21 protein-coding genes, 1 tRNA gene and 1 pseudogene are annotated in these 23,879 nt (G+C 73.3%); 13 read left to right on the top strand and 10 right to left on the bottom strand.

Annotated elements, in window-relative coordinates; genetic code table 11:
• The first annotated feature begins 315 nt into the window (after positions 1 to 315).
• Positions 316 to 3,156 carry a type I DNA topoisomerase gene (gene topA / locus ACLQ22_RS19845; RefSeq protein ID WP_425693614.1) on the top strand — a complete coding sequence of 947 codons (2,841 nt, stop codon included), beginning with the start codon at positions 316 to 318 and terminating at the stop codon, positions 3,154 to 3,156.
• Between the two features lie 114 nt (positions 3,157 to 3,270).
• Here topA and ACLQ22_RS19840 read toward each other — a convergent pair whose 3' ends face one another.
• Both ACLQ22_RS19840 and ACLQ22_RS19835 read right to left on the bottom strand, forming a co-directional pair.
• Complete coding sequence (locus ACLQ22_RS19840; protein WP_425693613.1) at positions 3,271 to 4,233, bottom strand: DUF559 domain-containing protein; 963 nt, start codon at positions 4,231 to 4,233, stop codon at positions 3,271 to 3,273.
• 138 nt (positions 4,234 to 4,371) lie between these two features.
• Positions 4,372 to 5,688: a D-arabinono-1,4-lactone oxidase gene (locus tag ACLQ22_RS19835; protein ID WP_425693612.1), complete on the bottom strand. Its 1,317-nt coding sequence runs from the start codon at positions 5,686 to 5,688 to the stop codon at positions 4,372 to 4,374.
• A 222-nt stretch (positions 5,689 to 5,910) separates the two neighbouring features.
• On the opposite strand from ACLQ22_RS19835, the gene ACLQ22_RS19830 reads away from it, so the two are divergent.
• Positions 5,911 to 6,483 carry a TetR/AcrR family transcriptional regulator gene (locus ACLQ22_RS19830; protein WP_366641154.1) on the top strand — a complete coding sequence of 191 codons (573 nt, stop codon included), beginning with the start codon at positions 5,911 to 5,913 and terminating at the stop codon, positions 6,481 to 6,483.
• 112 nt (positions 6,484 to 6,595) lie between these two features.
• On the opposite strand, the gene ACLQ22_RS19825 is transcribed toward ACLQ22_RS19830, so the two are convergent.
• Positions 6,596 to 7,804 (bottom strand): alanine racemase, encoded by a 1,209-nt coding sequence (locus tag ACLQ22_RS19825; protein ID WP_425693611.1) that lies wholly within the window; start codon positions 7,802 to 7,804, stop codon positions 6,596 to 6,598.
• 334 nt (positions 7,805 to 8,138) lie between these two features.
• On the opposite strand from ACLQ22_RS19825, the gene tmk reads away from it, so the two are divergent.
• From tmk to ACLQ22_RS19790, 7 genes are all read left to right on the top strand, one after another.
• The gene (tmk, locus tag ACLQ22_RS19820; protein ID WP_425693765.1) at positions 8,139 to 10,202 is read left to right on the top strand and encodes a dTMP kinase; all 2,064 of its coding nucleotides are present in this window, start codon (positions 8,139 to 8,141) and stop codon (positions 10,200 to 10,202) included.
• Positions 10,202 to 11,476 (top strand): DNA polymerase III subunit delta', encoded by a 1,275-nt coding sequence (locus ACLQ22_RS19815; RefSeq protein ID WP_425693610.1) that lies wholly within the window; start codon positions 10,202 to 10,204, stop codon positions 11,474 to 11,476. The genes tmk and ACLQ22_RS19815 overlap by 1 nt, the downstream gene beginning before the upstream one ends.
• Before the next feature lie 182 nt (positions 11,477 to 11,658).
• Positions 11,659 to 11,988, top strand: a complete 330-nt coding sequence (locus tag ACLQ22_RS19810; RefSeq protein WP_121397041.1) for a YbaB/EbfC family nucleoid-associated protein — start codon at positions 11,659 to 11,661, stop codon at positions 11,986 to 11,988.
• A gap of 1 nt (position 11,989) precedes the next feature.
• A complete protein-coding gene (locus ACLQ22_RS19805) occupies positions 11,990 to 12,295 on the top strand; it encodes a hypothetical protein (RefSeq protein ID WP_425693609.1) in 306 nt (101 codons plus the stop codon).
• Positions 12,295 to 12,981, top strand: coding sequence for a hypothetical protein (locus ACLQ22_RS19800; protein ID WP_425693608.1), 687 nt, complete (start codon positions 12,295 to 12,297; stop codon positions 12,979 to 12,981). Before ACLQ22_RS19805 ends, ACLQ22_RS19800 begins: the two co-directional genes overlap by 1 nt.
• Before the next feature lie 80 nt (positions 12,982 to 13,061).
• On the top strand, positions 13,062 to 13,922 hold the full coding sequence (locus tag ACLQ22_RS19795; RefSeq protein WP_425693607.1) for a PSP1 domain-containing protein: 861 nt from the start codon (positions 13,062 to 13,064) through the stop codon (positions 13,920 to 13,922).
• Positions 13,923 to 14,017: 95 nt separating this feature from the next.
• A complete protein-coding gene (locus ACLQ22_RS19790; RefSeq protein WP_425693606.1) occupies positions 14,018 to 14,554 on the top strand; it encodes an AAA family ATPase in 537 nt (178 codons plus the stop codon).
• A gap of 93 nt (positions 14,555 to 14,647) precedes the next feature.
• Here ACLQ22_RS19790 and ACLQ22_RS19785 read toward each other — a convergent pair whose 3' ends face one another.
• Complete coding sequence (locus tag ACLQ22_RS19785) at positions 14,648 to 16,381, bottom strand: metallophosphoesterase family protein (protein ID WP_425693764.1); 1,734 nt, start codon at positions 16,379 to 16,381, stop codon at positions 14,648 to 14,650.
• Positions 16,382 to 16,529: 148 nt separating this feature from the next.
• On the opposite strand from ACLQ22_RS19785, the gene ACLQ22_RS19780 reads away from it, so the two are divergent.
• Positions 16,530 to 16,603: transfer RNA gene (locus ACLQ22_RS19780), tRNA-Thr, on the top strand.
• Positions 16,604 to 16,717: 114 nt separating this feature from the next.
• Here ACLQ22_RS19780 and ACLQ22_RS19775 read toward each other — a convergent pair.
• Both ACLQ22_RS19775 and ACLQ22_RS19770 read right to left on the bottom strand, forming a co-directional pair.
• A complete protein-coding gene (locus tag ACLQ22_RS19775; RefSeq protein WP_425693763.1) occupies positions 16,718 to 17,287 on the bottom strand; it encodes an AAA family ATPase in 570 nt (189 codons plus the stop codon).
• Between the two features lie 59 nt (positions 17,288 to 17,346).
• The gene (locus tag ACLQ22_RS19770; RefSeq protein WP_425693605.1) at positions 17,347 to 17,826 is read right to left on the bottom strand and encodes a hypothetical protein; all 480 of its coding nucleotides are present in this window, start codon (positions 17,824 to 17,826) and stop codon (positions 17,347 to 17,349) included.
• Positions 17,827 to 18,040: 214 nt separating this feature from the next.
• On the opposite strand from ACLQ22_RS19770, the gene ACLQ22_RS19765 reads away from it, so the two are divergent.
• Together ACLQ22_RS19765 and ACLQ22_RS19760 are read left to right on the top strand one after the other, a co-directional pair.
• Entirely contained in the window at positions 18,041 to 18,406 is a 366-nt protein-coding gene (locus ACLQ22_RS19765) for a hypothetical protein (protein WP_425693604.1), read from the top strand.
• A 235-nt stretch (positions 18,407 to 18,641) separates the two neighbouring features.
• Positions 18,642 to 19,046, top strand: coding sequence for a VOC family protein (locus ACLQ22_RS19760; protein WP_121397033.1), 405 nt, complete (start codon positions 18,642 to 18,644; stop codon positions 19,044 to 19,046).
• Positions 19,047 to 19,520: 474 nt separating this feature from the next.
• On the opposite strand, the pseudogene ACLQ22_RS19755 reads toward ACLQ22_RS19760, so the two are convergent.
• From ACLQ22_RS19755 to ACLQ22_RS19740, 4 genes and pseudogenes are all read right to left on the bottom strand, one after another.
• Positions 19,521 to 19,970: pseudogene (locus ACLQ22_RS19755) on the bottom strand (SRPBCC family protein); the annotation flags it as partial.
• A gap of 149 nt (positions 19,971 to 20,119) precedes the next feature.
• Positions 20,120 to 21,412 (bottom strand): MFS transporter, encoded by a 1,293-nt coding sequence (locus tag ACLQ22_RS19750; protein WP_425693603.1) that lies wholly within the window; start codon positions 21,410 to 21,412, stop codon positions 20,120 to 20,122.
• On the bottom strand, positions 21,409 to 22,242 hold the full coding sequence (locus ACLQ22_RS19745) for a winged helix-turn-helix domain-containing protein (protein WP_425693602.1): 834 nt from the start codon (positions 22,240 to 22,242) through the stop codon (positions 21,409 to 21,411). The genes ACLQ22_RS19750 and ACLQ22_RS19745 overlap by 4 nt, the downstream gene beginning before the upstream one ends.
• 355 nt (positions 22,243 to 22,597) lie before the next feature.
• The gene (locus ACLQ22_RS19740) at positions 22,598 to 23,215 is read right to left on the bottom strand and encodes a pyridoxamine 5'-phosphate oxidase family protein (protein ID WP_425693601.1); all 618 of its coding nucleotides are present in this window, start codon (positions 23,213 to 23,215) and stop codon (positions 22,598 to 22,600) included.
• Between the two features lie 144 nt (positions 23,216 to 23,359).
• On the opposite strand from ACLQ22_RS19740, the gene ACLQ22_RS19735 reads away from it, so the two are divergent.
• On the top strand, positions 23,360 to 23,866 hold the full coding sequence (locus tag ACLQ22_RS19735; protein WP_366641141.1) for a DUF2231 domain-containing protein: 507 nt from the start codon (positions 23,360 to 23,362) through the stop codon (positions 23,864 to 23,866).
• The last annotated feature ends 13 nt before the right edge of the window (positions 23,867 to 23,879 follow it).

The raw sequence follows: 23,879 nt of genomic DNA, 5'->3' as shown, positions 1-23,879 counted from the left end.
CGGTCGCGCCCTGTCCGATGGGGGACAGCAAGTGCGCAATTTTTGGAAAACGGCCGGGTGGCGCCTCGGCCGAGGGTCCGCCATCGTCACAGTGTCCTGCCCGGCGGCACACGCACGGTGTACGGTGGCGCCGTCCGGCACGCCCCGCCGTCGGCGGAGAAAGAGGCCGCCCCGCCGGGACGGTTTGCCGCCCGCGAAACCCGAAACGCGGGCGGCGCGTTACGTTGGACATCCGGACCGCCGGTGGTCGGCGGGCCGAAAGCGGCCCGAACCGGGCGCCGGTGGCTACGAGCAGGAGTGAGGTCGGGGAGAGACGTGCCGAGCAACGCTGGAACCACCCGTCTGGTCATCGTCGAGTCACCGGCGAAGGCCAAGACGATCTCGGGCTATCTCGGCCCGGGGTACGTCGTGGAGGCCAGCTTCGGCCACGTCCGGGACCTCCCGCGCAACGCCGCCGACGTGCCGGCCAAGTACAAGGGCGAGCCGTGGGCCCGGCTCGGGGTGGACGTCGACAACGGCTTCCACGCCCTCTACGTGGTCTCCGCCGACCGGAAGCAGCAGATCAGCAAGCTGGTGAAGCTGGCCAAGGAGGTCGACGAGATCTTCCTGGCGACGGATGAGGACCGCGAGGGCGAGGCGATCGCCTGGCACCTGGTGGAGACGCTCAAGCCCAAGGTGCCGGTCAAGCGGATGGTCTTCCACGAGATCACCAAGCCGGCCATCCAGGCCGCGGTGGCCAACCCCCGCGAGATCGACCGGGACCTGGTCGACGCCCAGGAGGCCCGGCGCATCCTCGACCGCCTCTACGGCTACGAGGTCTCGCCCGTGCTGTGGAAGAAGGTCATGCCGAAGCTCTCGGCGGGCCGGGTGCAGTCGGTGGCGACCCGGATCGTGGTGGAGCGCGAGCGGCAGCGGATGGCCTTCCGCACGGCGGAGTACTGGGACATCCTGGCCACGCTCGCCGTGGCGAACGCCGGCGAGGGGCCGCGCACCTTCAACGCCACCCTGGTCGCGCTGAACGGCGACCGGATCGCCACCGGCAAGGACTTCGAGCCGACCACCGGCCGGGTGAGGGCCGGCGCGGGCGTCGTGCACCTCGACTCCGGCGGCGCCCGGGGCCTCGCGGCCCGCCTTCAGGGGCGGCCGTTCACCGTCACCCGGGTCGAGGAGAAGCCCTACCGCCGCCGCCCGTACGCGCCGTTCATCACCTCCACCCTCCAGCAGGAGGCGGCCCGCAAGCTGCGGTTCTCGTCGCAGCAGACGATGCGCACGGCGCAGCGCCTCTACGAGAACGGCTACATCACCTACATGCGTACCGACTCGGTGAACCTGTCGGAGACCGCCATCGCGGCGGCCCGCCGGCAGATCGTCGAGCTGTACGGCGAGCGCAGCGTGCCGCCGGAGCCGCGCCGATACACCGGCAAGGTGAAGAACGCGCAGGAGGCGCACGAGGCGATCCGCCCGGCGGGGGACAACTTCCGCACCCCGGGCGACGTGGCCAAGGAGCTCTCCGCCGAGGAGTTCAAGCTCTACGAGCTGATCTGGCGGCGCACCATCGCCTCGCAGATGACCGACGCCGTCGGCTCCAGCGTCTCGGTGCGCATCCGCGCCGTCTCCTCCGCCCAGGAGGAGGCCGACTTCGGCGCCACCGGCAAGACCATCACCGACCCGGGCTTCCTGCGGGCGTACGTCGAGTCCAGCGACGACGAGAACGCCGAGGCCGAGGACGCCGAGCGTCGCCTGCCCAACCTGGTCAAGGACCAGCCGCTCACCGCCGACGAGCTGGCCGCGCAGGGCCACCACACCCAGCCGCCGTCGCGCTACACCGAGGCGTCGCTGGTGAAGGCGCTGGAGGAGCTGGGCATCGGCCGCCCGTCGACGTACGCGTCGATCATGCAGACGATCCAGGACCGCGGGTACGTGACCAAGCGCGGCCAGGCGATGATCCCGACCTTCCTGGCCTTCGCCGTGATCGGCCTGCTGGAGCGGCACTACCCGCGCCTGATCGACTACGACTTCACCGCCAGCATGGAGAACGAGCTGGACGAGATCGCCGGCGGCGACCACGCGGCCGTCGACTTCCTCACCGCGTTCTACTTCGGCAGCGCCAACGGCGCCGGTGACCAGGACATCGCCCGCTCGGGTGGGCTGAAGAAGCTGGTCACCGAGAACCTCAACGAGATCGACGCCCGCAGCGTCAACTCGATCCCGCTGTTCACCGACGACGAGGGCCGCGAGGTCGTCGTACGGGTGGGCCGCTACGGGCCGTACCTCCAGCGGGCGGTGCCGGGCGAGCAGCAGGCGCCGGCCGCCGAGGGCGAGGAGGGCGGCGGTCAGGGCGACCGGGCACCGATCCCCGAGGGGCTGGCGCCGGACGAGCTGACCCCGGAGAAGGTGCACGAGCTGTTCCTCGGCGGCGGGGGCGAGCGCAAGCTCGGCGACGACCCGGCCACCGGTGAGCCGATCCTGCTCAAGTCGGGCCGCTTCGGCCCGTACGTGGCCAGCGGCGAGCGCAAGTCGTCGCTGCTGCGCTCGCAGTCGCCGGACTCGCTGACCTTCGCCGAGGCGCTGAAGCTGCTCAGCCTGCCCCGGCTGGTCGGGGTGGCCCCGGACGGCACCGAGGTCCTCGCGAACAACGGCCGCTACGGCCCGTACGTCAAGCAGGGTGACGAGTTCCGCTCGCTGGACTCCGAAGACAAGATGTTCACCGTCACGCTGGACGAGGCGCTGGCCCTGCTGTCCGCCCCGAAGGCCCGCCAGCGCCGCGCCGCCGCGCCGCCCCTGCGGGAGATGGGCGTCGACCCGCTGACCGAGAAGCCGCTGGTCATCAAGGACGGCCGGTTCGGCCCGTACGTCACCGACGGCGAGACGAACGCGTCGCTGCGGCGCGGCCAGACCCCGGAGGCGTTGACCATCGAGGAGGCCTCCGAGATGCTCGCCGAGAAGCGGGCGAAGGGGCCGGCGCCGAAGAAGACCGCCGCGAAGAAGACGGCCGCGAAGAAGGCGCCCGCCAAGAAGGCCACGGCGGCGAAGAAGACGGCCGCGGCGACCAAGTCGACGGCGGCAAAGAAGACCACGACGGCCAAGGCCACCACCGCCAGGAAGACCCCGGCGAAGAAGGCGGCCCCCCGAAAGGCCACCACCAGCACCGACTGACCGCCCGGCGCGCCAGCCGGCAACTGCTGCCGCAAGAGATCTTGGCACGAGCGCGCCCCGCGGAGGGCGTGTTCGTACCAAGATCCGGCGCAGCTGGGCGGATTCGGGTCAGGACTAGCCTGGCCAACCGGCGGCTTGCAGGGCTGCCCGGACCTGGGCGAGGACGGTCCGAGGGTCGTTGCGTACCGCCCAGGCGGGGAAGCGGAGTACCCGGTCGCCGTCGATCCACAGGGCGTTCTGCCGGCGCATGTCCGCCCAGGCGGTGCTCGGGTCGAGGTGCTGCCCGCCGTCGATCTCCACGTGCACCCGCCACTGCCCGAACCACACGTCGAGGTAGCGGCGGCGCCCACAGGTGTCACGCCGGACGGCCTGTCGGGACGGCTCGGGCAGCCCCGCTCGCCGGAGCAGGTCGAGGAAGTCCAACTCGGCCAGGGAGTGCGCGCCACCGGCGGCGTCCGCAGCGGTCTGCCGGATCAGGTTCCGGCGCCGGACCCGGGGCATCCCGTCGAGGACCCGGTGCAGGTCGTCGCCGCCGACGAGGCGTTGTTGGAAACCGGCGGCGATGACCGCCCGAGCCTGCTCGTCGGTCGCCGCCCACTGTGCCGCGTCCACCAGCGACCGGGCAGGCATGGTGCGGGGCGGCTGCCCGACGTGCAGCACGTCCTCGTCGCCGAGCAGCGTGCTCCGGTGCAGGCGTACGCCGGGCGGCAGGGCACGGCTCTGGTGTGCGGCCGGCAGGAGCACGTCCACGATCCGGCTGTCGTAGCCGCGTAGTCCCCAGGCCTGCGCCGCGGTGAGCCCGCCGAGCACCGCGGCCGGCCCGGCGGCGAGCACGGCGATCCATCGATGCTGTGCCGGACCGACCGGACCGTTGTGGGCGACGAGGACGGCACGGTGCACCTGGCGCCAACGGTGGGTGGCGACCCGGTGCCGGATCGCCTTGGGCGACAGGTGGCGCCGCGCCTGGTCGAGGCTGATCACGTCTTCCTGACGGAACAGCAACCAGGTCAACTCGTCGGCGTCGTCACCCGGCAACGCCCGCCCCAGCCCGGCCAACGACCTCGAAGACCTAGCCACACTCGAACTCTGCCCACCCCGCACCGCCCGCGTCCGTCCCTGTGGACGACGGACAGATCTTGGTACGAGCGCGCCCCCGTAGGGGCCGATTCGTACCAAGATCGCGGCGAGCGCTTCGCGCGAGCAGCGCCGACGGGGTCAGCCTAGGACTCGGGTCAGGTGGGGGTTGGTGAAGAGGTGGTGCGGGTCCAGGCGGGCGCGCAGCGCCTGGAAGTCCGCCCAGCGGGGGTAGGCCGTCGCGAGTGACTCCGCGTCGCGCCAGTGCAGCTTGCCCCAGTGGGGCCGGCCGCCGAGGCTCGCGGCGACCTGCTCGAAGGCCTGGAAGTACGGCTCGTACGGCATGCCGACGTACTGGTGGACGGCCACGTACGCCGACTCGCGCCCGTAGCCGTGGGAGAGCCAGATGTCGTCGGCGGCGGTGAAGCGCACCTCGACCGGGAAGAGCACCTTGAACGGCAGCCCGTCGACGATCCGGCGCAGCGCGTCGAGCGCCTCGCGCAGGGCGTCGCGCGGCAGCGCGTACTCCATCTCCACGAAGCGGACCCGGCGCGGGGTGCAGAAGACCTGGTCGGAGCGGCCGGTGTAGCGGCGCTCGGTGAGCGCGCGGGCGGAGATGGCGCTGATGCGGGGGGCGAGCGCCGGCACGGCGCGGCCGAGGCGGCAGGCCGCGGCGAAGAGGGTGTTGGAGAGAAACTCGTCGTCCAGCCAGCCGCGCCACCGGGGCAGCGGCTGGTCGTCGGCGGCCACCCGGTCGTTGGCCTTGACCTGCACGCGCTCGGTGTACGGGAACCAGTAGAACTCGACGTGGTCGTGCCTGTCGATCAGCGAGGGCAACTCGTCGAGCACGGCCGCCAGCGGCGCCGGCCGCTCGTGGGCGCGCAGCACGAAGGCGTCCACGCAGCGCAGGGTCACCTCGACGAGCACGCCGAGCGCGCCCAGCGACACCCGGGCGGCGGCGAAGACGTCGGGGTGCTCGTCGGCGGAGCAGCGCAGCACCTCGCCGGTGCCGGTGACGAGGGTGAGCGCCTCGACGAAGGTCGACAGGCAGCCGTACCCGGCGCCGGTGCCGTGGGTGCCGGTGGAGATCGCGCCGGCGATCGTCTGCGCGTCGATGTCGCCCAGGTTGGGTAGGGCCAGACCGTGTGCGGCGAGCAGTTCGTTGAGTGCGCGCAGGGTGATCCCGGCCGGTACGGTGACCAGTCGGCGATCGACGTCGACGCGTACCCCGGTGTCCAGGTCGGTCAGTTCCATGCGTCGTCCGTCGGTGACCGCGACGCCGGTGAAGGAGTGGCCGCTGCCCACCGCCCGGATCCGGTCCCCGGTCGTCGCGGCGGCGCGGACGGCCTCGGTGACGTCGGCGAGGGAGGTGGGGCGCAGGATGGCGCTGGCGTTGGCGCGTTGGTTGCCGGCCCAGTTGGACCAGGCTGTCAGGGTTGGCGGTGCGGTACCGGCCATGCGCACTCCTTGACATGAATGTGAAGTGACTTCATATCAGCAACGTTGTCGCAGGTAAATACCGCAATCGAGGTTTGCTCGTTGTACCGGTAGTCACGAACCCGTGACGTGCAGATATGTTCATCCGTCGAAGGGGGGTGGCGAGTGTCCACACCAGCCGCCACAGCCGGGCCGCTGCGCCGCGTACCGGTGCAGGGTCGAAGTGTCGCACGGGTCCAGCGGATGCTGGACGCCTGTGCCGAACTCGTCGACGAGGTGGGGTACGAGGGTCTGACCACGACCCTGCTCGCCGAGCGTGCCGAGGTGGCGATCGGGTCGGTCTACCAGTTCTTCCCGGACAAGCGGGCGATCGTGCAGGCGCTGACCCTGCGCACGATGGAGTCCTACCTCCAGCGGCTCGACGAGCGGTTCGCCTCCGACGACCTGACCCACTGGTGGGACGGGGTCGACGCGGGCATCGACGAGTACATCACGATGCACCGCACCGTTCCGGGTTTCCGTACCCTGCACTTCGGCGACGTGGTCGACCTGCACCTGCTCGACGAGCAGCGCGACAACAACGGCGTGATCGCGGACCAGTTGGCCCGCGTGCTCGCCGAGCGCTTCGGGCTGGACGTGCCCGACCTCCGGTTCCACCTGGAGATCGCCGTGGAGGCGGCCGACGCGCTGATCAAGTTGGCGTTCCGCCGGCTGCCCGAGGGCGACGACCGCGTGCTGGCCGAGGCGAAGGCGCTGATCCGGGAGTACCTGCACCGTCAGGTCGACGCCCCGGCCGGTGCCGACCAGCCCGGCTGACCGGGACCGCGCCGGCACCCCGATCCGGGCGGCGGCCGGGACGGGAACGGCCCGGGGTGCGCCGGGCGGCCGGACAGGCTGGAGGTGGCCCGGGGTGCGCCGGGCCGGTGGATCAGAGGAAGGCGTGGCCCTCGCCCCGGTAGGTGGGCACGGTGGCCACGACCGCATCCCCCTCGACCAGGTGCAACTCGTTGACGTGCTCGCACAGTTCGCCGGCCTTCGCGTGCCGGAACCACACGCGGTCGCCGACCCGCAGCGCGCCGGCCGCCGCGCCGGCCAGCGGGGTCTGCACCTCGCCGGCCCCCTCCGTGCCGATGAACTTCAGGCCCTCCGGCAGCCACGGCCGGGGCAGCCGGCTGTCCTCGGCCGGGCCGGAGGCGATCCAGCCGCCGCCGAGCACGGTGGCCAGGCCGGGCCCCGGGCGGCGGACCACCGCGCAGGCGAAGGACGCCGCCGGGGTGGGGCGCCAGGCGCGGTACGCGTCGAACAGCGTCGGCCCGTACAGGCCCGATCCCGCGGTGACCTCGGTGACCGCGGGGTCGGCGCTGGTCGCGGCCACGCTGCCGGTGCCGCCGCCGTTGACGAACTCAAGGTCGGCGTGTTCGCGTACGGCGGCCACCGCCGCGCCCCGGCGGGCCAGCAGCTCGCGGTACGACCCGCGCTGGGCCAGCCGGATCGCGGAGCCGAGCACCGCCCGCCCGGGCGGCGCGTCGCCGAGGCCGGCGATCTGCGCCTCGTACGCCATCAGTCCGACCAGCCGGAAGCCCGCGCGGGCCGCGACGGTGGCGGCGAGCGCGCCGGCGGCCCGGGCGCTGTGCACCGGCGACCGGCGCACCCCGACGTGCACCCGCCCGCCCAGCGGTCGCCAGGAGGCGTCCAGGTCGAGGCAGACCCGCAGCTCGGGACGGCGCCCGGGCGGGCACACGGCGTCGACGAGGTCGAGCTGGTCGGTGCCGTCGATCATCAGCGTGACGGCCCCGGCGAGCGCCGGGTCGGCGGCGAGCGCGGCGAGCGCCCCCCGGTCTGCCGTGGGGTACGCCACCAGCGCGTCGTCGGTCACGCCGGCGCGGACCAGCCAGATCGCCTCGGGCAGGGTGAAGGCCATCACGCCCCGCCAGCCGGGTCGCGCCAGCGCCCGGCCGATCAGGTCCCGGGCGCGGACCGACTTGCTGGCGATCCGGACCGGCTTGCCGTCGGCCCGTTCGACCAGCGCGGCGGCGTTGCCGTCGAAGGCCGCGAGGTCCACGACGGCGTACGGCGGGTCGAGGTGCGCGGTCGCCCGGTCGAGGCGCTCACGAAGTTTGTCGCTTTCGATGGCCACGTGTGCACGCTAACTGTCTGGGAGGCAATGCGAAATACCCTCGCGTCTGTCCGGGCTGCGGGCGGTGGTCGCGGCGGCCTAGGCTCGGCGAACAGGAGAATGTCGCGGCGGGGTGGGTCCCCGCCGGGTCTAGAGTGTTCCACCGGGACTGCCCAGCGATGGGCCGGCACGTGGAGGTACGGCCATCGAAAGCCAGTTCAACGGCGAGTCGCCCGGCGTGTCGCCGTCCTCGTCCACGCCCGGTGGCGCCGCCGAGAAGCCCGGCGCGGACCACTCCGGTTACGCCGCCATCCGCTCGGTGCTGCGGATCACCCCGTTCCGCCGGCTCTGGATCGTGCTCGGCGCGGCCTCCTTCGGCGACTGGTTCGGCCTGCTCGCCACGTCGGTCTTCGCCGCCTCCCAGGTCGAGGGGAGCACCGCCCAGGGCGCTGCCTTCGGTGGCGTGATCGCCATCCGGCTGCTGCCGGCGCTGGTGCTCGGCCCGATCGCCGGCGTGTTCGCCGACCGCTTCGACCGGCGCTGGACCATGGTCATCTGCGACGTGCTGCGGTTCCTGCTCTTCGCCTCGATCCCGCTGGTCGCGTTGCTCGGGGCGAGCGGGCCCGTCGTGGTCGGCTGGGCGGCGATCGCCACCTTCCTGATCGAGTCGATCACGCTGCTGTGGATCCCGGCCAAGGAGGCCGCGGTCCCCAACCTGATCCCGCGCGCCCGGCTGGAGGCCGCCAACCAGCTCACGCTGATCACCACGTACGGCCTCACGCCGGTCCTCGCCGCGCTCGTCCTCGCCGCGCTCGACGGCATCGTGCGGGGGGCCACCGGGGGCTCGACACCGGACTGGGCCGCGCCGGCCGACCTGGCGCTCTGGTTCAACGCGTTCTCCCGGCTGGCCACCGCGCTGGTGGTGGCGTACGGCATCAAGGAGATCAGCCAGGGGCAGTCCGCCGAGCGGGAGGGCACCGAGCAGAGCATGCTGCGCCAGTTCAAGGAGGGCTGGCGCTACATCGGCCAGACCCCGCTGGTCCGCGGCCTGGTGCTCGGCATCTTCGGCGCGTTCGCCGGTGGCGGCATCGTGATCGGCACCGCCAAGTTCTTCGCCACCTCGCTCGGCGCCGGTGACGCCGCCTTCTACCTGCTCTTCGGCGCCATCTTCATCGGCCTCGCGCTGGGCATCGGGCTCGGCCCGATGATCGTCAAGGACATGTCCCGGCGGCGCTGGTTCGGCATGAGCATCGTGCTGGCCAGCGCCTCGGTGATGGCCCTGGCCTTCGCCATCCACCTCTCCATGGCGATGGTCGGCGCGATCCTGGTCGGCGCGGGCGCCGGCATGGCCTTCCTCTCCGGCACCACCCTGCTCGGCGGGGAGATCGCCGACGAGGTGCGCGGCCGGGTCTTCGCGGTGGTGCAGATCGGCACCCGGCTGGTGCTGATCCTCGCGATCGGCCTCAGCAGCCTGCTCGCCGGCGTGGGCGGCTCGCGCCGGCTGGAGCTGGCCGACCTGGGCATCTCGATCTCGTCCACCCGAATGCTGCTGCTCGCCGCCGGCGCCGCCGGCATCTTCGCCGGGATCAGCGCGTTCGGGCAGATGGACGACAAGAAGGGCGTTCCCGTCCTGGCCGACCTCTGGGGCTCGATCCGGGGCCGCCCGCTGATGCCGGCCGAGCCGTTCGTCTCCGCCGGCCTCTTCGTGGTCTTCGAGGGCGGCGAGGGCGCCGGCAAGTCCACCCAGCTCGCCGCGCTCGCCGAGCGGCTGCGTGGGCAGGGGCGCGACGTGGTGGTGACCCGCGAGCCGGGCGCCACCGCCGTCGGCGAGCGGATCCGGTCGCTGCTGCTCGGCGCGCCCGGCTCCGACGTGCCGTCGCCGCGCGCCGAGGCGCTGCTCTACGCCGCCGACCGGGCGCACCACGTGGCCACCGTCGTCCGGCCGGCGCTCGTCCGGGGCGCGGTGGTGATCAGCGACCGGTACGTCGACTCGTCCCTGGCGTACCAGGGTGCGGGGCGCACGCTCCCCGTCGACGAGGTCTCCTGGCTCTCGTCCTGGGCCACCGGCGGGCTCAAGCCCGACCTGGTGGTGCTGCTGGACGTCGAGCCGCACACCGGCCTGGCCCGGGTGGCGGCCCGCGCCGAGGCGGCCGACCACCTGGAGGCCGAGTCCGTCGCCTTCCACGAGCGGGTCCGGTACGCCTTCCTCGACCTCGCCGCCGCCGACCCGAAGCGCTACCTGGTGCTCGACGCGTCCCGCCCGGTCGAGGAGATCGCCGGGCAGGTGGCCCGGCGGATCGAGGAGATGTTCGGCACCCCCGGCGGCATCGTGCACCCCCGCCCCGCGCACGGGCCGGACACCTCGGTGCAGCCGGAGTTATCCGAATCGGAGCTGGTACCGATGGAGCACCGGACCTGATGCCCGACGTCTTCGCCGACCTGGTCGGGCAGGACGAGGCGGTCGACACGCTGCGCCGCGCCGCCGCCGCGGCGTCCGCCGTGCTGCGTGCCGCCGCCGTCCCGTCCACGACCGACGCCGCCGGGGACGGGTTCGACGCGCTCGCCGAGGAGTCCGACGGCGGTCAGCCGACGGCAGCCGTCGACGCGGGGGCGGGGATGACGCACGCCTGGATCTTCACCGGGCCGCCCGGGTCGGGCCGGTCGGTGGCGGCGCGGGCCTTCGCCGCCGCCCTCCAGTGCGCGTACGGCACCGGCTGCGGCGAGTGCCCCGGCTGCCACACCACGATGACCGGCACCCACGCCGACGTCCGGATGGTGGTGCCGGAGGGGCTCTCCATCGGCGTCAACGAGATGCGGGCGCTGGTGCTGCGCGCCGCCAGCACCCCGTCGGGCGGACGCTGGCAGGTGGTGGTGATCGAGGACGCCGACCGGCTCACCGAGGCGGCCGGCAACGCGCTGCTCAAGGCCATCGAGGAGCCGCCGCCGCGGACGGTCTTCCTGCTCTGCGCCCCGTCCACCCACCCGGACGACATCTCGGTGACCATCCGGTCGCGCTGCCGGGTCGTACCGCTGGGGCAGCCCGCGCCGGAGGCGGTGGCCGAGGTGCTGGTCCGCCGCGACGGCGTCGCGCCCGACGTGGCGCGATGGGCGGCGGCGGCCGCGCAGGGGCACGTGGGGCGGGCCCGCCGGTTGGCCCGCGACCCGGAGGCGCGCAAGCGCCGGGAGGCCGTGCTCGCGGTGCCGCGCCGGCTGACCGGCGTGGGTGCCGCGTTCGACGCGGCGTCGGCGCTGATCGAGGCGGCCGAGGCGGAGGCCGAGGCGTCCGTCGCGGAGGCCGACGCGGCCGAGCGGGCGGCGCTGGAGACCGCGCTCGGCGCCGGCGGCACCGGGCGGGGGGCGGCCGGCGCGATGCGGGGCGCCGCCGGGCAGCTCAAGGACCTGGAGAAGCGGCAGAGGTCCCGGGCCACCCGGGCGCAGCGGGACGCGCTGGACCGGGCCCTGGTCGACCTGGCCGGCTTCTACCGCGACGCGCTCACCATGGCGCTGCGCGCCCCCGTGGCGCCGGTGCACACGGACACCGCCGCGCTGGCCGGGGCGGGCGCGCAGAAGTGGGACGCCGAGGGGGCGCTGCGCCGCCTGGAGGCGGTGCTGGAGTGCCGGGCGGCGATCGAGGCGAACGTCAAGCCCCGGATCGCCGTCGAGGCGATGATGCTCTCGCTCTGGAAGGGCTGAGCCCGCCGACCGGCCCGCCCGAGCCGGGCCTTCGGCGGTCGCTTCACCCCATGGCGGTCCCCCCGGCCGGACCGGTTGTCCACAGGCATCGACAGGCGCAATTGCTGTGCGGTACGGTCCGGTGTGCCGTGGTGACGGTGGCGGCACGCACAGTGATGTCCTGGTCCGGGAGGAGTCCGCCGATGCCGCGGGGGGAGATCGACGAGGCCTGGATCGAGGAGGCGGTGCGGCGCTACCGCCGGATCGAGTCCCTCCAGACCGAGTTCGACCAGGCGGTGTCGACCGTCGAGGTCACCGTGCGGTCGCCCGACGGGCTGGTCGAGGTGGTGGTCACCGCTGGCGGCCGGATCACCGACGTGCGCTTCCTCGGCCCGCTGCACACCCGCAACCCCCGCGACGTCGCCGGCTCGGTGCAGGCGGCGGTCACCGCGGCGGCCGACGCCGCCCAGTGGGCCCGGGAGAAGCTGCACAACGAGACCTTCGCCGCCTACCGGCCGCTGGCGGGAGCCTGAGATGGAGAGCCTGCGCGCCCTCGCCGCCCGGCTCGACGAGGCGAGCGAGACCATGACCGCCGTGTCCCGCACGGTCACCGCCGGCGATCCGGCGCAGGCCGCGTTCGGCGCCGACGCCCCCGGCCGGCCCGGCGAGATCGGGCGGGCCCTGCACCGGCAGTGGACCGCCGCCACCGGCGACCGGGCCCGGGAGGCGCACGTCGCCGCCCAGCGGCTGGCCGCCGCCGCGACGGCGGTGCGGGCCGCCGCCGACCACTACGCCGACGTCGACCGCGACGCCCGCCACCGGCTGACCGGGGAGGCGTGATGGACGCGCTGGACCGGCTCGCCGAGCCCGGCCTCGACCTGCTCCGCCGGGTCGACACGCTGCTCGCCGCGGGGGCACCCGAGGGGCACCGCGTGTGGCCGCTGCTGCGCCGGATGCAGGTGCTCCCCGGCGAGGCCGTCCGGAACTTCCTCGACCTGCATCCGGCGCCGCTGGCCGCCGCCGGCCACAGCGCGCGCCGCCTGATCCGGGGCTACGACGACGCCTGCGCCGCGCTGACCGACCCGGTGCTCTGGTCCGGCCCGGCCGCGTCGTCGTACGGGCAGGCCCGGGCGGCCCTGCTGCGCCACCTCGACGAGGGGCCGGAGAGCCTGGTCGGGCGGCTGGAGTCGACGGCCGGCTACGCCGACGCGCTCGCCGACTGGGTGGAGGGCAGCCGGCTCGCACTGGCCCGGGCGCTCGCCGACGTCCTCCGCTGCGCCGAGGCGGTGAACGTGGTCGCCGCGACGTCGATGCCGGCCGGCGCACCGGGGCAGCGGTCAGCGGCGGGTCCGGGCGGGTCTGCGGCCGCCGAGATCGCCGCGCGGGTGCTGGCGGTGCTCTGCGTCGCGTACGACGGGGCCGAGACCCTGCTGCGTCAGTGGGCGCCGAGCCTCGCCGAGTCCCGCTGGCGGGCGCCGGTGGTCGACCGCCCCCGCTACGACACCCCCACCCGCGTCGGCTGGTGACGCGCCGGTGTGGACGTGCAGTAGTCGGTCGGCGACTGCCGGCCCGGTCGTCCCGGCCCGCGCGTCGTAGGGTGTGAGACATGGGCATGCTCTGCGCGGTCAGCTTCCAGCGGTACGGGCGCCTCTACTACCTGGACCCGGGCGAGCTGCGTCCCCAGGTCGGCGACAAGGTGCTGGTGCCCACCGACGACGGGCCCGAGGTGGCCGAGTGCGTCTGGGCGGCGCAGTGGGTCACCGAGGAGACCGAGGGCTTCCCCCGGCTGGCCGGCCTGGCCGGCGAGGAGGACCTGCGCCGCGACGAGACGGTGCGCCGCCGCAAGGCCGAGGCGAAGGTCGCGGCGAAGCGGCTGATCCGGGAGCACGCCCTGCCGATGAAGGTGGTGGCGATCGACCACGTGCTGGGGGCTGCCGAGGGCGGCGGCGAGCGGAGCACCATCTACTTCACGGCCCCGCACCGGGTCGACTTCCGCGCGCTGGTCCGGGACCTCGGTGCCACCCTGCACTGCCGGGTCGAACTGCGCCAGCTCTCCGCCCGGGACTCGGCACGGGTGCAGGGCGGCATCGGCTCCTGCGGCCGGGACCTCTGCTGCGCCACCTTCCTCACCGACTTCGAGCCGGTCACCATCCGGATGGCGAAGGACCAGGACCTGCCGCTCAACCCGCTGCGCATCTCCGGCGCGTGCGGCCGGCTGATGTGCTGCCTGAAGTACGAACATCCGTTGTACGCGAAGTTTGCCGAGTCTGCCCCGGCCGTCGGCACCCGCGTCACCACGCCGGAGGGGGAGGGGCGCGTGGTCGGCCACAGCGTCCCGAGAGACGCGGTGACCGTCCGCCTCGACGCCGACGGCTCGCGCTCCATGTGCTCCCGCGCCGACGTCTGCGGCTCCCGCCGCGCCTACGAGAGCCGTGACCTGTCCGGCCCGGAGGGGGCGGCGCGATGACCGGCGCGCCTCCCCGCTCATGGCGGCGATCCCTCAGATGACCGAGCAACCATGAGGGACAGCACTCGTCTCACCTTGCTCGTTACCATCCGGCGATGGGCCTGAGGAACTATCTGATCGAAGGCGTCTCCGGCACCGGCAAGACCTCGGTCTGCAAAGAACTGCAGCGGCGCGGCTACCACGCCATCAACGCTGACCGGGAACTGGCTTATCAGGGCGACCCGCAGACCGGTGAACCGTTGGACGGTCTCGGGCACGAGCACCACATCTGGCGCGTGGACGACGTGAGGGCCCTGGTCGCCAACCACGACGAGCTGGTGACCTTCTTCTGCGGTGGCTCACGGAACTTCCCGAAGTTCATCGACCTGTTCGACGGCGTCTTCGTCCTCGAAGTCGACTGGGACACCTTGAACCGGCGGCTCGACGGGCGACCCGAAGACGAGTGGGGCGGAAGACCGGCCGAACGCGAACTCATCAGGCGACTGCACCGAACGAAGGCAGACACCCCGAAAACCGGCACCGCAATCGACGCCACCGCACCTCTCACGAACGTCGTCGACGAAATCCTCCGCCAGGTAACGCTGCCCCCGCCCCCGCCCCCGGCCTCTCCGGCCTCTCCGCGTCGATCATGAGGTTGGCGGCGAAGTTGATCGCGAACGGTGCCGCCAACCTCATGATCGACGCGGTCCCGCCCCCGGGGGCATGGGCGGGGGTGGGAGAGGGGGTCAGGGGAGGGCGGTGGGGGGTTCGGCCAGGCGGGGGCGCAGCGGCTGCTTCGGAGCCAGCCAGGAGGAGCCGGGGGACTGGTCGGGGTTGATCTGCCAGTCGCGGGCCACCCGGTCGACGGCGATCGGGTAGATCGTCAGGGTGCCGTCGGGGTCGATGCGCAGCCGCAGGAACGCCTTCGCGTCCTCGATGCCCTGGCCCGCGAAGAGCTCGTTGAGGTTCACCCCGAACGCGCCGGCCACCAGCAGGTACGCGGCCACCAACTGGCTCGCCACCAGCCCGCTCACCGGGCCGTAGAGCACCGCCGCGGCGACGGCCGGCAGCGGCCACGGCCAGTCGTAGAACGGCAGGGCCAGCCAGGCCCAGGTGCCGGCGGCGCCCAGCGCGATCTGGGCCAGCCCGTGACCCACGCCGAGGATCCAGTGCCGGGCGTGCCGTTTGCCGCCGGAGCTGGGCGGCTTGGCGAAGAACGCCGCCGCGAGCATCGTGACGATCAGCATCGCCATCAGCGGCACGCTGAACAGCCGCTGGTCCGTCCCGCTCGGGTTGGTCACGACGCCGGCCATCGCCAGCATCAGCAGCGTGTGCAGGGTGCCCAGCAGGGTGGTGAAGCCCGGGTTGCGCAGCGGCAGGCGGGGGAAGATCCCCCAGGCGTACCGCCGGGAGCGGGCCTTCTCCGGGTAGCGACCGGCCAGCTCGTACGGGTGGGAGACGCTGGCCCGCCGGGCGAGGGTGTCGCGCGGCGGCACCTCGATCCGCTCCGGGAGCTTGTGCGTCGGGTAGAGGTACGCGCCGCCGCCCCCGCAGGTGATCAGCTGCCGGTCCGGGCCGGCGTACCGGGCGTAGTGGTGCAGGTCGCCGGAGATCAGCAGCCGCACCTGCGCCCCGGTGGGCGCGACGATCGTGCGGACGAAGTAGTCGATCGAGTCGTACGCCGTGGGGTGGTCGACGGCCTTGACCCACGTCGGCGCGGGCACGGCCAGGATCACCCGGCTCTCCGGGCCCAGCCGCTCGGCGACCCGGTCGAAGTAGGTGAGCTGCGGATCGTCCAGGTACGAGCCGGACTGGTCGTCGAGGCCGAGCAGCCACCAGCCGGCGGGGAGCTCCACCGCGAAGTACGAGCGGGACTGCCCGGTCTCCCAGCCGCCGAAGTGCCGGTCCCGGGACCGGACGAAGAGCCGCAGGAAGGCGGTCAGGCCGTCGTACCAGTCGTGGTTGCCGGGCACCGCGAACAGCGTGGGCCGCTCGGGCGGGGTGACCGGCAGCGCGGCCTGGTACGGCCCCTTGCACCGGTCCTCGTACGCCTCGAAGGCCGCCGACGGGTAGACCTGGTCGCCGCCCATCACCAGGGTCTGCGCGCGGGGTAGCCGGTGCCCGTCGACCTCCAGCTCCGGCTGGGCGAGCAGGTAGGCGACCGAGTAGGTGGCGTTGAAGCCGTCGCCCAGGTCGGCCACGTAGTCCAGCCAGAGACCGCCGTCCGGCCCGACCTGCCGGGCGATGCCCGCGTCGAGGGAGTTCTGCAGCTCCCGCTTGTCCAGGTACGCCCCGAAGAGCATCGCCAGCAGCGTACGGATGCCGGTGCTGATCAGCAGGAACGGCGCGAGCCACGGCACGGGCTTGCGCGGGGTGAAGCCCAACTCCCGGGGGTCGATGCCGCGTGGCCGGCGCGCCGCCCGCCCGCCCGCCGCCTCGCTCGTGTGCGCACTCTCCGCCGCGCCGTCCTGCGGATCCACGTCGGGGACGCGATCGTCGTTCACCCGCCGCAGCGTAGTCCCGGCCGGCGGAGGACGCTGTCCGGCGGACGACGGTTCGGGGCCGGATGTCCGGATGGGGATCCGGTTCGGCCGCCGGGCGGGTCGTGCCGTACACTTGACGATCGTTGCCGCCTTAGCTCAGTCGGCTAGAGCGACGCACTCGTAATGCGTAGGTCGACGGTTCGATTCCGTCAGGCGGCTCGGTGAAGAAGCCCAGGTCAAAGACCTGGGCTTCGCCGCTTCTCAAGGTCGACCACACCGCCGCCGATGGTGCTGGTCCACATCCCCGCGCCGCGACCGCCGCGGTGACAGCCGTCAGTAACCGCCTTCAGGTCTCGGCAGGACAGGGCCTGAGCCTCCCCCGGTGGCGCGGAGAACGATCTGCAGGGCGGCCTGGGCGGGAGTGAGGTGCGTGGTGTCGACGACCTCGGCCTCGGCGTGCAGCCACGTGCGGGACGCCTCGGCGTAGGGCTCAAGGTACTTGAGACGGAACGGGGACGGAACGGGGTGTTCCCCCTCGATACGCCCGCGGAGGGTGTCTTCGTCGGCGTGGAGGACGAAGTGCCTTACCGGGATGTCATGTCGGGCGAGGCCCGTACTGATTTCGCGCCAGTACTGCTCGACCAGGACAGTCATGGGCATCACCAGAGTGCCGCCGGTGTAGTCGAGCACCCGGCGAGCCGTCTCGACGACGAGCTGCCGCCACGGCGGCCAGTGCTGGAAGTTGTCAGTTTCCGGCAGCCCCGGCGTGATGTCCATGAGTGTCTCGCCGACCTTCTCGGCGTCGAAGACCCGGGAACCCGGGATCAGTTGCTGCACGAGGACGCTGGTCGTCGTCTTGCCCGCACCGTGGGTGCCGTTGAGCCATACGATCACGGGGCACATTAACGCGCGTGAGCGACCGGACGGCGTCATGGACGGGATCGAGGACGGACGAAGCTGGGTTACCGCCCCTCCGTACGCCGGTCGCCGAAGAACTTGAAGCCGCGGTCCGCGAGCAGTTGGGGCCCGGTCAGCCGAATTTTCGCGTCCGGGGCCGCCCGGCCCACCTCGTTCACGAAGTCGACGAGGCCCTCGCCCGACAGGATCTTCCAGGACCGCCCGTCGCGCCGGACCATCTTGACCACGTTTCTGCCGGCTGGCGCCCCGATCTCCGCCAGCTCGTCGAGTGCGATCGAGGAGGACGCCACCAGGGTCCGCAGCCGCAGATGGGTGTCGGTGAGTTCCATCCGGTAGACCAGGCGCACCAGGTACCACCAGCTCAGGGGGATCCCTACCGCCAGGAAGAGCAGCCCCTGCCACCACGTCAGGTGGTCAAGATTCGCCACGACGACTGGAACCGCGACCGTGAGGCCCAGCGTCAGCAGGATCATCAGAACGATGGAGCGCTGCCGGTACCGCGCCCTGACGGCTCCGCGTTCCATCGTCCGCCCTCCCTGCCGCCGGCTGTGGGAGCCCACTACCCCGAGGATGATCACGCCAAACACGCCCATCGATCCCTGAGTCCAGCTGGCCGTGCCTTTACGAGATCGGTCGCTCCAACTCGGACGGTCCCCGCCGGGCGGGTGAGCGCGGGCACGGGCCGGCCGGCTCCCGGGGGAGCGCACGTGGGTCGGCCGGGTGTCGTACGGTCGAGCCATGCCCGCACCCGATGACGTCCTGGCTGCCCTCCGCGACTTCGTGGCCCGCGTCAACGCGCTCGATCCGGGCGCTCCGCCGCAGGGCGAGTTGGTGATCGGCCTGCGTGGCGCCGAGTCGAGGCTGGCGCTGAGCGCCCCCGTCGCCCGCGCCCTGGTGGAGGCGTTGCGGGCGTACCACGACCCGCGCGACGGGGGCCGCTGCGACCACTGCGGCGGCGGGCGGCTGGACGACAACTTCCTGTGCGGCGACTGCGGCCGGCCCAGCGGGCTGTTCGGGCAGTTGATCTCCGAGCGGGCCGCCCGGCACACGGAGCAGGCCGCGGTTCCGGCGGGTGGCCGGCACGCCCGCGACGACGGCCGCTGATCCCGCACAGGGGCCGACCGGGCGGTGACGCGATCCGCCCGGTGGCGGCTGCGGCGACCGGGGCGGGGAGCTGCGGGTACGTCGGCGGTCCACGGTTTCCTGTCGGGGGAGTCCGGCACAATCCGGCTGGCTGGAGCGCCCGACTTACGCGCCCGCTGTCGGGTGGGAACCGCAAGTTCCGGCCGACGGCATAAATACTGACCGTACGCAGTCGTCAACCCTCCGGAGGTAGCCCATGCAGTACGCACCCGTCGTCGTCGCCCTGCCGATCGCCGATCGCCGGACCTCGTACCGCTTCTACTCGGAGGGGCTCGGCCTGGAGGCCGTCGGCGAGCTGGCCGACGACGGCGTCCCCGAGCCCTTGCAGTACGCCGTCAACGACGGCCTGCGCGTCATGCTGGTGCCCACCGGTGGCTTCGGCTGGGCCATCGGTGGCCGCGAGGTGGCCGGGCGCGGGCAGAGCGAGTGCGTCGTCAACCTTCCCGCCGCGACGCCGGCCGAGGTCGACGAGATCGTCGGGCGGGCCCGGGCCGCCGGCGCGGAGGTCGTCGTCGAGCCGGGCCAGCAGCCGTGGGCCTACACGGGCACCTTCGCCGACCCGGACGGTCACCTCTGGACGGCGTCCGCGGACGCGCACTGACGGCCACCCGACCCGACCTCACGCCGGGGCCCGAGAGGCAGGGCATGCGCCAGGCCGGGTGGCAGGGCGTGCGCGGGCTCAAGGGGTATGCCGGGTGGCAGGGCGTGCGCCAGGCCGGGTGGCAGGTCGCGGACGAGCGGACGGCCCGGGTCGCGAGGACCCGGGCCGTCCGCTGACAGGGGCAGGCGTACGAGAGCTGAATCAGAGGGTGCGGTGCGGGTAGCCGGCGGTGCCGGGCTCCGGGACGACCTCGACCTCGGTCACCACGTACTCCGTGTCGGTCGTGGCGGTGGTCGGCCGGCCGTCCTCGTCGGTGTCGGAGCTCCGCTTCGCGGCCACGGCGGCTCCGGCGGCCGCCGCCCCGGCCACTGCGGCGCCCGCCGCCACGGCCTTGCCGGACACGCCGGCGCTGCCGCTGTCGCCGCGGGTGGCGGCGGCGTGCTCGACGCCCGGCGTGCCGACACCGACGCCGCTGTCGACCGTGCCGCGCCAGGCGCCGGTCTCCACGCCCCGTTCCTCGATGTACGTCTTGAACTTCCGCAGGTCGGATTCGGCCTGCCGCTCGATGATGTTGAGCTTGTCGCCGGCCTTCTCGAGCAGGCCCTCGGGCTCGTACTCCAGGTGCAGCCGGACCATGGTGCGGTCGGCGTCGACGGGCTGGAAGTAGACCGCGCCGGCGTTGGTCACGCCCTCGGTGGCAGCCCAGGCCACCTTCTGGTCGGGCACCTGCTCCAGCACCTTGGCGTCCCACTCGCGCTGGACGCCACCGATCTCGGCGACCCAGTGCATCCGCCTGTCGTCGAGCTGGCGCACCTCACGCACGCCCCCCATGAAGCGGGGGAACTCCTCGAACTGCGTCCACTGGTTGTACGCGGTGCTGACCGGAACCTGTACTTCGATGGACTTCTCGACCTTCGTGGTCATGGGCAATCCTCCTCGTCAGGTCGAACCGCTCTCGTCGGTGGGAGAGCCGTCCTCGTCAATAGAACTCCTACCCCCGGCGAGGGCCCTCAACCGCCGGACCTGCCGGGACACCACATCGGACGGCGGCCAGGCACCAGGCCCGGGGCCGGTCAGTCGGCCTGCTCGGGGAGCCCGCGCAGGTGGCGGACCGGCGAGAAGGCCACCCACAGCACCCCGGCGAGTGCGCCCGCCGTCGCGATCCAGAGCGCCGGCCGTACGCCGAGAGCGGTGCCGAGCGCGCCGCCGAGCAGCGCGCCGATCGGCCGGATGCCGTAGTTGACGGTGCGCCGCGCCCCGGTCACCCGCGCCAGCAGCGCCTGCGGGGTGAGCGCGGTCTGCACCGAGCCGCCCACGATGTCGAGCATCATCACCCCGACGGCGGAGAGGAACTCCGCGCCGAAGAGCATCCCGAGCACCAGCGGGGTCGGCCCGCCGGCCAGCGGGACCAGCAGCAGGGGAGCGGGGAAGAGGACGAACGAGGCGACCAGCGCCGGGCCGACGCCGAAGCGGCGTACCAGCCGGCCGGTGACGGCCGCGCCGATCAGTCCGCCGACCGCGCCCGCGCCCAGCACCGCGCCCAGCAGGCCGGGCGCGAGGCGCAGTTCCTGCGTCGCGTAGAGCACGAAGAGCGCGATGAACATGAAGTTGAACAGGTTCACGGTGGTGGCGCCGAGCAGGATCGCGCGCATCATCGGCGTCCGCGCGATGAACCCCAGCCCCGCGCCGAGGGCGAGGCCACCGCCGCGCGCGGGTGCCGGCTCCGTCGGCCGGATCCGCCCGAGGAAGTACGCGGACACGACGTACGACAGCGCGTCGGCGACCAGGGCGATCGGGGCGGTGAGCACCTGCACGAGGACGCCACCGATGCTCGGCCCGGCCACCAGGGACATCGCCCGGCTGCCGTTGACCAGGGTGTTCGCCTCCACGTAGTCGGGTCGGGCCACGATGGACACGAAGAGCGGCCCCCGGGCGACCTCGAAGAACACGGCGAGCGTGCCGACGGCGAAGGCCGCCGCGTAGAGCTGGGCCATCGTGAGCACGCCGAGCAGGTGGGCGACCGGCACCGCGACGAGCAGCAGCGCGCGGCCGAGGTCGGTGAGGATCATGACCCGGCGCTTGTGCGGGTACCGGTCCACCCACGCGCCGGCGAGCAGTGGAAAGAGCAGGTTCGGGGCGAGCGCGGCGGCGGTCAGGTAGCCCATCTCGGCGGCTGTCGCGTCGAACACCAGCACGGCCAGCAGCGGCAGGGCCAGGGTGGAGATCTCGTCGCCGAAGTACGACACCGTCTGCGCGGACCAGTACCGGCGGAACACCCGCTCGCGCAGCAGCCGCGGCAGCGGACCGCGTCGGGTCGGGCCGCCGGGCGGGGCGGCGCCCGGGGCGACGGTGGCCCCGCCGCTCACGGCTGACCGCCCGGCTCCTCGCCGGCGGACCCGGCGCGCGGGGCGCCCGTTCCGGCGGCGGTGGGGCCGGTGGATCCGGCGCACGGGGCGCCCGGCACTGCGGTGGTGGGGCCGGCGGGTCCGGCGTGCGGGGTGCCCGTCTCGGCGGCGGTGGGGTCGGCGGATCCGGCGCGCGGGGCACCCGGCACTGCGGTGGTGGGGCCGGTGGGCCCGGCGTGCGGGGACGCCGTCCCGGCAGGCGGTTCGGCGGGGGGTTCCGCCGGTGGTGGGTCGGTGAGGACGGCCAGCTGCACGAGGGTGACCTTCCGGCTGTCGGCCGGTCGCTTCGTCGGGTCGGTGACCCGGTCGTCGTACTCGGCGAGCAGGGCCTCGAGGCGCTCGGTCAGCCGGCCCATCTCGTCGGCGGTCACGTACAGCGGCCGGTCGGTGAACCCGGTGACCGCCCGCCAGGCCGCCGGCTCGTCGGCCCGCCGGGCGAGGAACTCCTCGGCACGGCGGGTGTAGAGGGCGAGCTGCGTCGCGCTCAGGGCGTCGGTGGCGGCACGTACCTGCGGGTCGTCGGAGGCGTCGTCCCAGGAGGTGTTGTGCGCGGTGGCCCGCCAGGGCCGCTCCCGGGCGTCGGCGCCGGGCACCCGCTCGGCGAGCCCGTACTTGGCGAGCTGCCGGAGGTGGAACGAGCAGTTCGGCACGCTCTCGCCGAGCCGCTCGGCGGTCTGGGTGGCGGTCAGCGGGCCGTGCTGGCGCAGCAGCCCGATGAGGGCCATCCGCAGCGGATGCGCGTAGCCGCGCAGGGCCTTGGGGTCGGAGAGCTTCACCTCGGGCAGCGACATACCCTAAAGCTATCTTTATAAAGATGTCTTTAGCAATGCCGCAGGGTGCACCGCGAAGGACGACGCCTACGTCACCCACCCCGCCGACGCCGTTCCGAAGGGATCAGCCAAAGGTGATCAGGACGCCATGGACGTCAAGAGCGCCCGGTAGCGTCCATGGCGTCCTGATCACCGGGGGAAATCGCCGGGGGAGGGCGCCTGGCGGGGGCAGCGGGGGTGGCCCCGGGGCGCCCGCGCGGGCAGCCAGGGGGATGGCCCCGGAGCGGCGGCGGGGCCTCAGGCGCTGGCGGCGAGGCCTCAGGGCGGGCGGGGCAGCCTCAGGCGCTGGCGGCGAGGCCCGGGGCGGGCGGGGGCGTCAGGTGTAGATGGTGGCGGCGTATTGCGGGCCGTAGTGGCGTTCCAGGTCGGCCAGGCTCTCGGCCGGGTTCTCGACCTCCTTGATCAGCCGGGGCCGGGACGGCAGCGCGTCCGGCTGCCAGCTCTCCGGCTGCCACAGTTCCGAGCGCAGGAACGCCTTGGCGCAGTGGTGGAAGATCTGCTCGATCTCCACCACCAGGGCGAGGACCGGGCGGTGCCCCTGCACCACCATGTCGTCGAACCACGGCGCGTCGCGGACCAGCCGGGCCCGGCCGTTGATCCGCAGCGTGTCCGTGCGCCCGGGGATCAGGAAGATCAACCCGACGTGCGGGTTGTCCAGGATGTTGCGGTAGCCGTCGGCGCGCCTGTTGCCCGGCCGCTCCGGGATGGCGATGGTCCGCTCGTCCAGCACCATCGCGAAGCCGGGCGGATCGCCCTTCGGCGAGACGTCACAACTGCCGTCCGCGCCCGCCGTCGCCACCAGACAGAACGGCGACGCGGCCAGCCAGTCCCGGTCCCGGGCGTGCAGGACGGGCCGCTCCTTGGTCAGCGCGCGCGGCATCGGCGCCCCCAGCAGCTCGCGCAGTTCCTCGTGCGAGGTGATCTCCACCGTCACGTGATCCTCCCCCGTGCGTTGACTCCGGTGGCGGCGTGTCCGCCATCAGCCAGCGTAGAGCGCGACCAGCGCGAGGTTTGTCCCTCCGGGGCGGGGGTACCGCCTCATCCGACCCGCCCGGAGAGACCGAGCAGTGGAGGCCCGATGGAGAGCCGACTCAAGGTGCTGGGTCATCCCGTCCACCCGATGCTTGTCATGTTCCCCGTCGGCCTGCTGGTCACCGCGGTCCTGTTCGACCTGGTGGACACCGTCGGCGGGCCGGACTTCCTCGGCGAGGTCGCGTACTGGAACATCACCGTCGGCCTGATCGGCGGCCTGCTGGCCGCGGCGGCCGGGACGTTCGACCTGCTGGCGATCCCGCCGGCCACCCGCGCGAAGCGGGTGGCGCTGACCCACGCCGCCGCCAACGTGGCGGTGATCCTGCTCTTCGCCGCGATCTGGGTGGTCCGGCTCAACGCCGACTCCCGGGCCGCCGGGGGCGCGCTGATCGCCATCGAGGTGGTCGCGCTGGCCATCCTCGGCGTGAGCGCCTGGCTGGGCGGGGAACTGGTCGACCGGCTCGGCGTCGGCGTGGACCGGGAGGCCGGGCTGGACGCGCCCAGCTCACTGCGTCCCCCGGCGGCCACCCACCGGATCGGGGAGGCGCGATGAGTGAGCGCGGCGG

Source organism: Micromonospora sp. DT178, assembly GCF_049841695.1.
Lineage (GTDB): Bacteria > Actinomycetota > Actinomycetes > Mycobacteriales > Micromonosporaceae > Micromonospora.
This window is presented reverse-complemented; position numbering and strand designations above follow the sequence as displayed.

What these genes read in the sequence shown, in the direction of transcription:
- ACLQ22_RS19835 (WP_425693612.1), bottom strand. Translation starts at nt 5,688, where the DNA reads ATGGCCGGTACCGCACCGCCAACCCTGACAGCCTGGTCCAACTGGGCC.
- ACLQ22_RS19830 (WP_366641154.1), top strand. Translation starts at nt 5,911, where the DNA reads ATGCTGGACGCCTGTGCCGAACTCGTCGACGAGGTGGGGTACGAGGGT.
- ACLQ22_RS19815 (WP_425693610.1), top strand. Translation starts at nt 10,202, where the DNA reads ATGCCCGACGTCTTCGCCGACCTGGTCGGGCAGGACGAGGCGGTCGAC.
- ACLQ22_RS19810 (WP_121397041.1), top strand. Translation starts at nt 11,659, where the DNA reads ATGCCGCGGGGGGAGATCGACGAGGCCTGGATCGAGGAGGCGGTGCGG.
- ACLQ22_RS19805 (WP_425693609.1), top strand. Translation starts at nt 11,990, where the DNA reads ATGGAGAGCCTGCGCGCCCTCGCCGCCCGGCTCGACGAGGCGAGCGAG.
- ACLQ22_RS19800 (WP_425693608.1), top strand. Translation starts at nt 12,295, where the DNA reads ATGGACGCGCTGGACCGGCTCGCCGAGCCCGGCCTCGACCTGCTCCGC.
- ACLQ22_RS19795 (WP_425693607.1), top strand. Translation starts at nt 13,062, where the DNA reads ATGGGCATGCTCTGCGCGGTCAGCTTCCAGCGGTACGGGCGCCTCTAC.
- ACLQ22_RS19790 (WP_425693606.1), top strand. Translation starts at nt 14,018, where the DNA reads ATGGGCCTGAGGAACTATCTGATCGAAGGCGTCTCCGGCACCGGCAAG.
- ACLQ22_RS19775 (WP_425693763.1), bottom strand. Translation starts at nt 17,287, where the DNA reads ATGTGCCCCGTGATCGTATGGCTCAACGGCACCCACGGTGCGGGCAAG.
- ACLQ22_RS19770 (WP_425693605.1), bottom strand. Translation starts at nt 17,826, where the DNA reads ATGGAACGCGGAGCCGTCAGGGCGCGGTACCGGCAGCGCTCCATCGTT.
- ACLQ22_RS19765 (WP_425693604.1), top strand. Translation starts at nt 18,041, where the DNA reads ATGCCCGCACCCGATGACGTCCTGGCTGCCCTCCGCGACTTCGTGGCC.
- ACLQ22_RS19760 (WP_121397033.1), top strand. Translation starts at nt 18,642, where the DNA reads ATGCAGTACGCACCCGTCGTCGTCGCCCTGCCGATCGCCGATCGCCGG.
- ACLQ22_RS19745 (WP_425693602.1), bottom strand. Translation starts at nt 22,242, where the DNA reads ATGTCGCTGCCCGAGGTGAAGCTCTCCGACCCCAAGGCCCTGCGCGGC.
- ACLQ22_RS19735 (WP_366641141.1), top strand. Translation starts at nt 23,360, where the DNA reads ATGGAGAGCCGACTCAAGGTGCTGGGTCATCCCGTCCACCCGATGCTT.